Raw genomic sequence first — 11,849 nt, 5'->3', positions numbered from 1 at the left:
AATTAATTCAGCCGCTTACGGAACCGAACGATTATGAATTACCTAACGTGCGGTCAGGTTCGTTGGCGCGGGTAGCCGGAATGCCTCCTTCCGTTGTGCTACGATTCCAGTCGGCATCGGCAACTACGTCGTCGGTCGAAAGCGTGTTGGGTTGCTGATAGGCAGTCATCGGATTGTCTTCGTCGGTCGATGCGTCTTCGGCATCGGCGGGCAATACAGATTGCTCACCAGTACCTGACTCATTAGCCAGAATTTTGTTCTGCGCTACGTCGCCCGGTACATCGGTATCACTGCTACCGGCTACGCGTGAGGGCAACTCATTCTCTAACCCTTTGTCGTTCAGTTGGGCAAGGCCCTGTTCCGGGTGCAAACCCATTGGGCTGTGCATAGCCTGAGCCGCATTCGACTCAGTGCTTTCTTTACGCATTTTGCTGCTAAGACTCATAACGTTGCATTTTTAAAAAGTGAAAAATGAAAAGTGAAAAATGAAAAGTTGGTGGTCGATAACTTTTCATTTTTCACTTTTCATTACTCAATACGTCGGTTGATTGTTCAAATCGGTGCCGGTTTCGGCTACGTCTTCTTCGCGGTCTTCCTGCACACTGTCACGATCATCGGAGTCAGCATCGTTTTCGTCGTCCTCCGCTTTGGCGGCTTGCTGCGCGTTCGGAACACCCACCTGATTGGCAGATGCGTAATCGTCGGGACCAGCGGTTGTTACGTCTACGGTACTTGTATTGGTAGTAGCACTTCCGGCAATGCTTTCTTTGGCCTGCTCGGTCACTTCCATCGTGCTGTTATCCTGATCGCCCATGCGCAACACACCGTTTTTGCTATCCATATCGGTGCTGCCAATACCACGGTTGTTGCGACCATCCTGCCCACCCCGAACCTGAAGGCTATCTAATCCATTGGCCGAGTCTTCGAGCGAATCCCGGTTTTTATTATCAGTTTGAGACACATCGGCGTCGGCATCATCGGTGCCGAAAGGACCTTCTGTGCGGCCAATAATCTGTGCATCGTCGCGTTCTACATGCTTTTCGTCGTTCATATCGTTGAGTTGTTTACAAGAAATAACTCCCTATGAACGAAAAAGTTTAAGGGTCTTTAGTAGCCGCCTGACAGAAAAATGTATTGTTCACCTACCGAAAAATTAATATTCATACCGAATAGTATACGATTCTACGAGCGATACCTTAAAAGCTTTATAAAGCCTTTACATTTGTAGAAACATCTGGGCAGTAATACGAATTTATTGTCTGATTTTGAAAAGTCATTCACCGGTCTCTCTGTATCTCCAGAGCCGTTCGATATAGTCTTTAATAGTTGGATAAAGCGTAATATAAAAAGCAGGTCAACATTGTCGACCTGCTTTTTCGTTTTTACACCTGCGTCAATTTAAGGCTTATCCCACCACACACGGGCATTGGTTTTATCACCATTTTGCAACCGGCCCACCGCTTCGGTGTAAGCAGCCGCGTTGAGCGTGGGTTCGCTGTTCGGGTAAGCATACCGACGCGGAATCTGCTTGCTTTCGTTAACGGCATAGGGCGTTGGTTTCAGATCGGGGAAGCCCGTCCGACGCCATTCTGACCAGGCTTCCTGCCCATTTGGGTACAGAGCCAGCCACCGCTGATCGCCAATTTTCGCCAGAATGTCGCCCGTGGTTGGAAGCACGGCAGGGCTGGCAATGTAGGCGGCATATTTCGTAGCATCGAATACGCCCCACTGCTCCCACGATGCCCGAATAGCATCATTGTAGGCGGTGCGGGCATCTGCCGAAATCCAGCCACGGGCCGCAGCTTCGGCCTTTGCCAGCAGCATCTGAGCCGCCGTAATGATATAGCCCGGCTGCGTTTTCGCCAGCACTTTCGCACTCGGCAGCGAGAACTCGTTGTCGTTCGTGTAGGCAATGAGCAGTTCGCGGGTCAGGCCGTAAGGCAAGCCCAGATAATCGCCGTTGTCGGTTGGGGCAGCGTAGGCGGGCAGGCGCGGGTCGCTCAAAGCTTTCAGCTTGTTTACCAGCACGTCGCTCACGCCGTAATCGCTACGCCCGTCGAACAGAGCGTTGTCGGGGTTGCGAAACTGATTTACGTCGGTAAACTGAATGGTCGCGTTGTCGGCATTGGTACTGATATAGCCAGCCGCATCATTGTAAGCGGCCAGAAATTCGGTGCGGGCCGTGGCAGGGTCAACTTTGGTCAGGCGCATCGCCAGAATCATGCGGAGCGAATTGGCGAATTTTTTCCAGCGGGCCTGATTGCCATTAAACAGAATGTCGCCCTGAAATGCCCGTCCATTGTCGAACTGCGCACTCGCTTCCCGCAACTCCTTGAACAAATCGGCGTAAATAGCCTGCTGCGGGTCATACGGCACGGCGGTGGTTTGCTTCAGTGCGTTGACATACGGCACGTCGCCCCAGCGGTCGGTCACAACCGAGAACAGGTACGCTTTCAAGATACGGGCAACGGCCAACTGATTGTTGTTCGAGCCGAACTGGGCCACATAGGTTTTCGTATCGGCGTTGGTGTTGTAGTCGATAATCGTTTGCAGGTCCTGGAGTGTTACGGCATAATACCGGTTCCAGTCGGCAAACGTCGTGGCATACTGCGAATTTTCGGGGTATTGGCTTTCCGACCAGTATTGTACGAACAAACGCGGTTCGACGGCCAGCGCGGTCAGCCGCCCGGCAATGCCTTCGAGCAGTGCCCCTGTGGGTGTCGTCGGCGGAATGCCCGTCATAGCCGCCGTTAGCAGAGCCGACGTTACGGGCGTTGTGGCCGCGTTGGGGTTCACGTTCATATCCCCGAAATCGCTGCACCCCGCCATTAATCCTAAGCCCGTAAACAGGCTGATGGAGAGAAATTTATGTTTGAAGTTCATTGTGATTACAAAAATTTTTGTGACACAGAGATGCACAGAGGTTGCACGGAGATACACTGAGCTTTTACTAAAATCATCTCGGTGTATCTCTGTGTTATCTCAGCGAATCTCTGTGTCATAACTCTTACTAAAAACTTAACCGAACGTTGAAACCGAGCGAGCGCGTACCGGGCTGCTGACCGTTTTCGCCGAACCGCTGCGATAACTCCGAAGGGTCGATGTTGCGGTTGGCGGCATAAAGCAGATACGGATTCCGGGCCACTACGCTCAGACCGATACCCTGGAAATAGCGGTTCGACTTGAGCGGAATGTTATAACCGAAACTTATCTCGCGCAGCTTGACATACGAAGCATCGAACACCGAATTATTGATGATGCCGTTGTTGCCAAACTGATGGTAATAGTCGTAAGCTGGTACGTAGGTATCTACTGCCTCGCCTGTGCTGCTTACACCCTGAACCCGAACGCCACCGCCTTCGGCTACGTCGTCGCGCACGTTTTTGCCCCGGTCATTGGTAGCCGCAGTCTCGGCGTACAAGCCCGAATACTGACCGAACAGGTTCGACAGCGAGAAGTATTTGCCGCCTTTCTGGTAGTCGATGGCAATGCCGAGGTTGAAGTTTCTGTACCGCAGCGTATTAATCAAACCACCCGTGAAATCAGGCAGCACCGAGCCGAAGTACTGGTTAGCCGCAAACTGATACGTGTAGATGCCGGTCACAGGATCTCTGTTCAGCAAAGGACGCCCCTGCTCGTCGTACAGAATTCCGTTGCCGCGCAGTTGGCCCCAGCGGTTGTTGCCGCCGTTGTCGGTGCCGTCGGTATGAATCACGTAAGCAAACCCAAACGCATCGTTGGTGTCGAACGATTGCAGCGAGGAGCCGAACGGCACCGCCGAGGTCGCCTGAATCGAGTTGACGCTACCCAGACTAATCACGCGCGAATTATTTACGGCGAAGTTCAGCGCAACGTCCCAGTTGAAGTTTTTGCCCACAACGGGTTGACCCGTCAATTGCAGTTCGATGCCGTTACGCTCGATGCGACCCGCGTTGATTACCTTTTCGGTAAAGCCACTGGCGGTTGTCACGTCTACGTTCAGAATCTCGTTGATTTTGTTCTCCTTGTAATACGTAAACGCCAGCCCGGCCCGGTTTTTCAGGAAACGCAGATCAACGCCCACTTCATACGCCGACGACAGCGACGGAATGATTTCGGCATTGGTCAGCAGGTTAGGCGTGGTAATGAGGCTGTTAGTGTTGTATTTGAACTGATTCACCTGGTAGTTCAGTGCCAACTGATACGGGTTCAGATCGGAACCCACCTGCGCCCAGCTACCGCGCAGCTTCCCGAACGATAGAAACGGCAACCTGTCGCGGGTCAGTTCAGAGAACACAAAGCTACCACCCACCGAGGGGTAGAAATACGAATTTCGGTCGGCAGGCAGGGCCGAACTCCAGTCGTTACGTCCCGTTACTTCGAGGTACACCATATCGCGCCAGCCCAGCGAGGCCCGGCCATATAAGCTGCGTACTTCTTTGCGGAAGCGGTTGTTTGTCAGATTTGGCGTACCAATCGAGTTGCCGATGGTGAACAGGTCAGGCACGAACAGCCCGCCCGTTGTTGCCATATCGACCCGCGAGTAGCGATTGTCGCGGATGTTGCCGCCCACGTTCGCGCTCAGGTCAAACTCGCCGAAGGTGTTGTCGTAAGAACCTAAGAATTCGTAGTTGTCTTCGCGCTCGGTAACAGCACCGGTGGTGTATTCAGCTTTCACGCCCGTTTGGGCCGCGCTGAGTTCGAGAATCGTCGGCGTTTTGTTCTCGTAATTGGTCTGCCGCTGATTCCGGCGCAGCCAGCCCTGCACCCGGAAGTGGTCGTTGATGCGGTAGGTCAGGTTCACGTCGCCAAACAGCCGGTCGCGATTGGTCTGGTAGTTAATGTTGTCCTGATACGAATACCAGTTATACCAGTAGTTGCCCCGGTTGAAGTTCGGCGTGCTGAAGTTGGTGGTGGCCGTAGGATTGCTGTGGTTCCAGCTTGCCAGCGCACCGGTGGGTGTGCGGAAATCGCGCAACTCGCGCATGATGCCCATATCGAGGTTGCGGTGAAACCACTGGTTGAACGACCCCGCCCCTGAGAAATTCGAGTAATCGTCGTCGAAGTTTCCGTTTACGCGGTCGGTAGTATAGTTCAGGTTCAGCCCGGCAGTCAGGTTTTTGCCCAGGTCGAAAGTTGTGGCCGCCGTGATGTAGTTGCGTTGCAGCGACGTGTTTGGCAGCACACCCGTCTGGTTCACGTTCGTGTACGACAGCCGCAGGTTGTAGCCCGTGCCGCCCGCCCGCATACTCACGCCATTGTTGAGCGTCAGGCCCGTGTTGTAGAAATCGCGCACGTTGTTCGGCTGGGGCGTAAACGACGCCGTTTTGAACGAGTACGGACTACCCGGATACCAGGCATACCACGGAATGTACTCCGAGCCATCTAAACGCGGCCCCCACGACGAATCGTCTGTGTAGTCGTGATAACGCTTACCATTAAACGCCTGCCACTCAACGGGATTGCCCGGTGCCCACGTAAAAGTCCGCCATGCCGACGAACCGCCCCCGCCATACAGATTCTGGTATTTCGGAATGATGTTGACCTGATCGAAGGTCGTGGTGCTGTTGATGTCAATGCCAATACCTTTACGGGCGAGGCCCTTCTTGGTCGTAATGACAATCACACCAGCGTCGCCCCGCTGCCCGTAGAGAGCCGTAGCGTTGGGACCCTTCAGCACAGACAGCGTTTCGATGTCGTCGGGGTTGATGTCGAGCGAAGGCGGGGTGCCGCTGTCGGCTGTCAGCGGAGTGCCATCGACCACGTAGAGCGGGTTTTTATCGACCAATGAAGCCGCCCCCCGAATCCGAATCACAGCACCCTGACCAAGTTTCGACCCGGCCTGACTGAGCACCTGCAAACCCGCTACTTTACCAGCCAGCGCATTCCCCGCATCGGGTTGCCGCACCACCTGAAGCTGTTCGGCATTGATCTGCTGCGTAGCAAACGAAATCGATTTGGCATCGCGTTTGATACCCAAGGCCGTTACAACCACTTCCTGAAGCTGGGCCGCATCGCTCGCCAATGCTACATCGACCGTGGTGCGATTGCCGATAGGCACTTCCTGGGTAACAAACCCGATAAAGCTGAACACCAGCGTCGAACCCGCCGGTACGTTGAGTCGGTACGTCCCTTCGGCGTCGGTACTGGTGCCGCGCGACGTGCCTTTTACGGCAATGTTCACGCCCGGCAGCACAGACCCGTCTTCCGTCGACGTAACCTTACCACTGATGGCAACATCCTGCGCCAGCAATGGCAAACTGAGAAAACACAGCAATAGCTGCGTCATTAAAAGTTTTCTCATGAACTACTTGATCTTGTTTTATGGACTATATAGGTAAGAAAGCAAACTCAAATTTGTACAATTATTTATGCAATACAAAATTCTTTAGTCTATAATTTTGACAGAATTTAAAGAACTCCTTTTGCAGCTTTGCGGAATATCTTACATATTTTGTTGCAAATAATTATCAATCAGCACTTTATCTAAAAAATAAAGTTCATAATATCTGTTAAATCTCAATAAAGCAATAAGAAAAGTGGTGTTGAATAAGTAGGGTACTATAGGCTGTTATTACTTGTAAGTATTTTTACTCACATTAGATTAGTTATATTTTTGCATAATTTTGAGTAATTACCTATATGTAAAAAATAGAAATACGAACGTTACGAATCATTACAGATGAGAAATCTGTGTTAATCCGCAACATCCGTACTATCTATCCGGGCCGATGCTTCGGCTTCCTTAAAAATTCATGGCAATCAGACCACTACTGCCTGAGTTAGTTCGGGCTTAATCGTGCCTGTTAGTTCGGCCAGCAGTTCGTCAACGTTTACTGTGGCAAAGCTACTCGCGTAGTCGGCCATCGCATACGGGATAATCAGTTCGCGGCCATGCACTACTCCTCCGCAACTGTACACCACATTCGGCACATAGCCTTCGCGCTCATTTTCATCGGGGCTAAGCAGCGGCTCGGTTAGCCGACCAAGTACCTTGCCGGGGTCGTTCAGGTCGAGCAGAAACGCGCCGATGGCGTACTTTCGCATCGGCCCGACGCCGTGGCTTAGCACGAGCCAGCCTGCTTCAGTTTCGATAGGCGACCCGCAGTTGCCTAACTGCACATATTCCCAGTGGTGCGTTGGTTTAAGCAGCAGTTCTTTGGTTTGCCAGATATACAGATCGTCGGAATACATGAGGTAGATATTCTCCCCATCCTGCCGTGAGATCATCGCGTACTTGCCGTTGATTTTACGCGGAAACAGTGCCATACCCTTGTTCGACACTTCGGCACCGCTGAGCGTACTGACCCGAAAATGCGTAAAGTCTTTGGTTTCAAGCAGTTGCGGAAACGTAACGCGCCCGTTGTAGGCGGTGTAAGTGGCGTAATACGTTACGTCGCCGTTATCGTCGGTGAACTGTACGAAGCGGGCGTCTTCGATGCCGTTGGTTTCGTTGGGCGAGGTCGGAAAAATACAGCGTTCGTCTAAGCTCAGGTCGTCGTCAAAATCAATCTCGTAATTCGAGCGGGCGAGAGCCGTCAGACCGGCGGCAATGGTTTCATATTCAGCGTTATATCGGTACTGAGCCGAAATACGCCGGACCTGCGCTTCGAGTTCGGCCAGTGTAAACTCCTCTCCCAGCCCGGTCATCATTTTCTCCTGAATGCTGTTTTCCAGGCGCAGCTCATAGAGTTTCCGTTCAAACTGCACCCGTTTAAACCGCTGATCGGGGACAATTTCGGGAGCCGTTACGTAGCGGGAAGGCTTACGCAACACAATCTGTCCTTCTTCGTCGATGTAGCCCATCCGAAACGAGATAGATGATACGTGCCCCTCGCCCGTAGCCCGCAAACTGAGTATGAAGCGTTTGTAGCCCGGCGGTACGTTGGTCTGGTCGGGGTGCCAGATCATCGACGGGTTAAACAGAGCCGCCGACTCCAGCGAATATTCCATTGTGAAATACGCGCCCAGCAGCAGCTTCCGATCAAGTTCCAGCGGCTCATCGGTCAGCAAATGCGGCTTGATTTGCTCGAAGCGTTGCAACAGAAACCGCTCCAGTTTATGATGCCGACCGCCAAACTCTCGAATCACTTCATTGAGTTTCTTATCGGCCTCTTCGTCGGTCATCGAGCCAACGCGGGCAATGATTTTCAGGGTACGAGTGCTGCTGCCCAACTCAAACGGGCGAAACAACACGCGGGTGGGGTCGGGCCGCAACACAATGCCGGTGCGGGTGGCTTTGATACTCATTACTTCTTTAGTATTGTGTAGTGGTTTATTTGCTGCAATAAACAAAATTCTACTGTGCCTTAACCAACTTTGCCACCGCCGTGTCAACTGCTTTCAATTCTGCCTGTTGTTTCTGCACCGTGTATAACTCAGCCAATGCCAGCAGATACGATAACGTAGATTCTGCCCCCTGATTCTGATTCACGCGGTCGATGTGCAAGCCATCGCGACAGCCGCCCGTTTGCGGGTCGTAAAGTGGCAGACCCAGATCGTTCAGCCCTGTAAACCAGTTGAATACCCGAATGGCGGCACGGTGCCACTCTGCATCGCCCGTCGCCGAAAAAGCGGCCAGGCAGGCAGATACCGTACTTTGCGCTTCGAGCGGCTGCTGATCGAAATAGGCGCGGGGCTGGCCTTTGGTGTAAAATCCATCAGAGCCAATAGGCTGGAAATGCCCTTTGGGTGCGGTCTGCAAATTCAGCAACCACCGCAGTGCTTTCAACCCAACCTGCACCATCGCGTTATCGCCCGACCGAATCAGCACGTGAGCCAGCACAGCGTTATCATACGACAGCACGTTTTCGAACCACGGCCAGTCTTCAGTAGCCGTAGCGTGGTAGCAGGCCATAAGTTTGTCGAGCAGTTGTCGCTGGATGGTTTTTGCCAGCCGGTCGTCATTAAATTTTTTCTGGTACTCATAAATACCCAGCAATGCGAAGGCCCAGGCACGGGGCGAACCCATCTGTACAATCGTTGGCAATACGCTCTCAATCAGGTTGATACCCCACGTAACGGTATTACGATCCGTAGCACGGCCAATACTCGTGCCAATTGCCCACATGGTGCGGCCCGTGCTATCGTCAGAACCAATGTCTTCGAGCCATTGCCGGTCGTAGCTCATGAAATTGCGGAACCGGCGGTGTTCAGCACTGTAGGCGTGATTGAGAAAAGCTGCGTAATTATCAGCGGCTTTGGCTACTTTCGGGTCGCTCAAGCCCGCGTCGCGCAGCCATATCGCCAAAATCAACGCACGGGCGTTGTCATCCGAACAATACCCTTCATCGTAGAAAGGCAAGTGGAAACGGGCGTGCTGCACCATACCGGTCGAGTCGGTAAGCCGGAACAGGTGGTCGAGTTTAAGCGCGGGCAGTTTGAAGGTCGAACCGCCGTCAATATCAGCGTTTTGCGGTAATTGCCGGCTCACAACAATCATACGCTGCTGCCGGGCCTGCGCAAACGAACGGGCATAACGTTGAATGGCTTCTTCCCAAATCATCTGTCGGCCCACTAAATACGCCTTCTTTCGGAGCGCGTGGCGCACCGGTTCGTCGGTCAGCAGGTTGATAATAGCATTGGCAAACCCCTCACTATCACCAAACGGCACCAGCACTCCGCGCCCGTCGGCCAGTAGTTCTTCGGCGTGCCAGTAGGGCGTCGATACCACCGCCTTGCCGCAACCGAACGCATACGACAGCGTACCAGAGGTAATTTGCGCCGGATTCAGATACGGTGTAACGTAAATATCAGCCGCGCCGAGGTATTCGAGCAGGTCTTCGATCTCGACAAACTGGTTGTAGAATCGCACGTTGTCGCGAACGCCGAGTTTGGTAGCAAGGGCTTTGAGACTGTCGCGGTAGGCTTCACCTTCGTGCCGAATCAGGTGCGGATGCGTAGCCCCCAGAATCATATACACCACGTTTGGCACCTGCTCCACAATCTGTGGCAACGCGCGAATCATGGTTTCAATGCCCTTATTGGGCGACAACAGCCCGAAGGTCAGCAGCGTTTGCTTACCCTCCATCCCGAACTTATCCTTGTAAAAATGCGGGTCAACGAACGGCATGTCGGGAATGCCGTGAGCGATTACGTCGATTTTCTCAGCGGGAATTTCGTAGATATTAACCAGAAAATCACGACCCTTCTCGCTCATGCAAACAACGCGAGCCGATAGATCAGCTATACTTTTCAGCACCAGCAACTGATCCTGATTGGGGTCTTTCAAAATCGTGTGAAACGTAGTTACAACGGGCATCGTCAGGTTGCGCAGCAGCGTCAGGATGTAGCTTCCTGCCGGTCCGCCGAAGATGCCATATTCATGCTGCAAACACACCACGTCAACGTCTTTGGCATTCAGAAACTCAGCAGCACGGCGATACGCTTCCTGATCGTGCTGATAGAAATCATAACGCACTTCGGCGGGGTAATCATAGCCTTCGGGCGTGTCGTTGACCGACACGACAATGGCATTTGAATCAGGAATAAACCGATTATACGAACTGTACAGATCAGACGTAAACGTAGCAATGCCACATTGCCGGGGCAGATAATCGCCGATAAAAGCTACGTTTTTGGGATTGTAAGCCCATACCGATGCACTCGGTAATTCCTGGTCCGGCATACCCGGCTGGTTCGTCAAAGTCGTCATAGCGTTGATTGATAGTGGTAGTCAGGTGCGAACTATCCTACTAATATAATCGAATTCAGCGGTTTTTTGTTTGGTCAGCCACCAGTTCGACCATACGCTTGCCAGCCCGTTCCGACGCTCCCGGATCGCCCATTATTTGCCGGACAGTGGCATAGTCGGCCAGTTGCTGGTCACGCCGGTCGCCACCGGGCAGAATAGCCCGTAATTCCTGCTCGATACGGCTGGGCGTCAGATCATTCTGGATCAGCTCAGTAACAACGGCACGATTGGCAATCAGGTTCACGAGCGAAATAAACGGCACGGCAATGAGCCGTTTGGCAATGGCATAACTAACGCCCGTTGTTTTGTAGCATACCACCTGCGGCACATTGAGCAGGGCCGTTTCGAGCGTTGCCGTACCCGATGTTACGAGTGCCGCCGTAGCAACGTGCAGCAAATCATAAGCCGCATCGCTCACCCGCCGAACGTCAGGGTAATCGGTCAGCAGACTGTCGTATAATGACTCCGGCAAATTGCTAACCGTGCCGACCACGAACGTGTACTGCGGAAACCGGCGCGTAACGGTCAGCATCAGGGGCAGTATCATTGTAATCTCCTGTCGGCGACTGCCGGGCAGCAACGCTACCACGGGCCGGTTGTTTGCGCTCAGCGCGTCGCCAAACGTCGGGCTAGGCCAATCCAGGCCGGGCCAATCCAGGCCGGGCTGGAAGTCGGCCAGCGCGTCGAGGAGGGGATTGCCGACGTACTCTACTTCGTAATCGTAGCGGGCAAAAAACTCGGTTTCAAAGGGCAGAATCGTAAACAGCCTGTCGACGTTGGCTTTAATAGTGAGGGCGCGTCGTTGGTTCCAGGCCCAAACCTTCGGTGAGATGTAATAAAACACCCGAATGCCATGTTTTTTGGCAAACCGGGCCATGCGTAAGTTGAAACCCGCGTAGTCGATTAGAATAAGCGCGTCGGGTCGGTTCGCCAGCAAATCGGCCTGGCACTCGCGCAGAATTCGGCGGATGGTGCCGAGGTTACGGACCACTTCCAGAAAACCCATAAAGGCCATCTCCCGGTAGTGGCGCACCAGCACGGCCCCGGCGGCTTCCATCTGTTCGCCCCCATAGGCCCGGCATTGCGCCTGCGGGTCGTGCTGCCGAATGGCCCGAATCAGGTTCGCGCCGTGCAAATCGCCGGAACGCTCACCAGCAATCAGGTAGTAGGTCATCGA

Annotated in this window: 7 protein-coding genes; all 7 read right to left on the bottom strand. The window is 53.2% G+C overall.

What is annotated here, in order from left to right; translation table 11 throughout:
- Nucleotides 1-31: 31 nt before the first annotated feature.
- A complete protein-coding gene (locus AWR27_RS01180; protein WP_077129508.1) occupies nucleotides 32-445 on the bottom strand; it encodes a hypothetical protein in 414 nt (137 codons plus the stop codon).
- An 87-nt stretch (nucleotides 446-532) separates the two neighbouring features.
- The gene (locus tag AWR27_RS01175) at nucleotides 533-1,051 is read right to left on the bottom strand and encodes a hypothetical protein (protein ID WP_077129507.1); all 519 of its coding nucleotides are present in this window, start codon (nucleotides 1,049-1,051) and stop codon (nucleotides 533-535) included.
- 347 nt (nucleotides 1,052-1,398) lie between these two features.
- Nucleotides 1,399-2,883, bottom strand: a complete 1,485-nt coding sequence (locus AWR27_RS01170) for a SusD/RagB family nutrient-binding outer membrane lipoprotein (protein WP_077129506.1) — start codon at nucleotides 2,881-2,883, stop codon at nucleotides 1,399-1,401.
- Nucleotides 2,884-3,010: 127 nt separating this feature from the next.
- Nucleotides 3,011-6,283, bottom strand: coding sequence for a SusC/RagA family TonB-linked outer membrane protein (locus AWR27_RS01165; RefSeq protein ID WP_077129505.1), 3,273 nt, complete (start codon nucleotides 6,281-6,283; stop codon nucleotides 3,011-3,013).
- 458 nt (nucleotides 6,284-6,741) lie between these two features.
- The gene (locus AWR27_RS01160; RefSeq protein WP_077129504.1) at nucleotides 6,742-8,229 is read right to left on the bottom strand and encodes a glycoside hydrolase family 130 protein; all 1,488 of its coding nucleotides are present in this window, start codon (nucleotides 8,227-8,229) and stop codon (nucleotides 6,742-6,744) included.
- A gap of 49 nt (nucleotides 8,230-8,278) precedes the next feature.
- Nucleotides 8,279-10,633, bottom strand: coding sequence for a glycosyltransferase family 4 protein (locus AWR27_RS01155; protein WP_077129503.1), 2,355 nt, complete (start codon nucleotides 10,631-10,633; stop codon nucleotides 8,279-8,281).
- 55 nt (nucleotides 10,634-10,688) lie between these two features.
- Nucleotides 10,689-11,846, bottom strand: a complete 1,158-nt coding sequence (gene lpxB, locus AWR27_RS01150; protein WP_077129502.1) for a lipid-A-disaccharide synthase — start codon at nucleotides 11,844-11,846, stop codon at nucleotides 10,689-10,691.
- Nucleotides 11,847-11,849 lie beyond the last annotated feature (3 nt).

This window comes from Spirosoma montaniterrae (assembly GCF_001988955.1).
In the GTDB taxonomy this organism is placed as follows: domain Bacteria; phylum Bacteroidota; class Bacteroidia; order Cytophagales; family Spirosomataceae; genus Spirosoma; species Spirosoma montaniterrae.
This window is presented reverse-complemented; position numbering and strand designations above follow the sequence as displayed.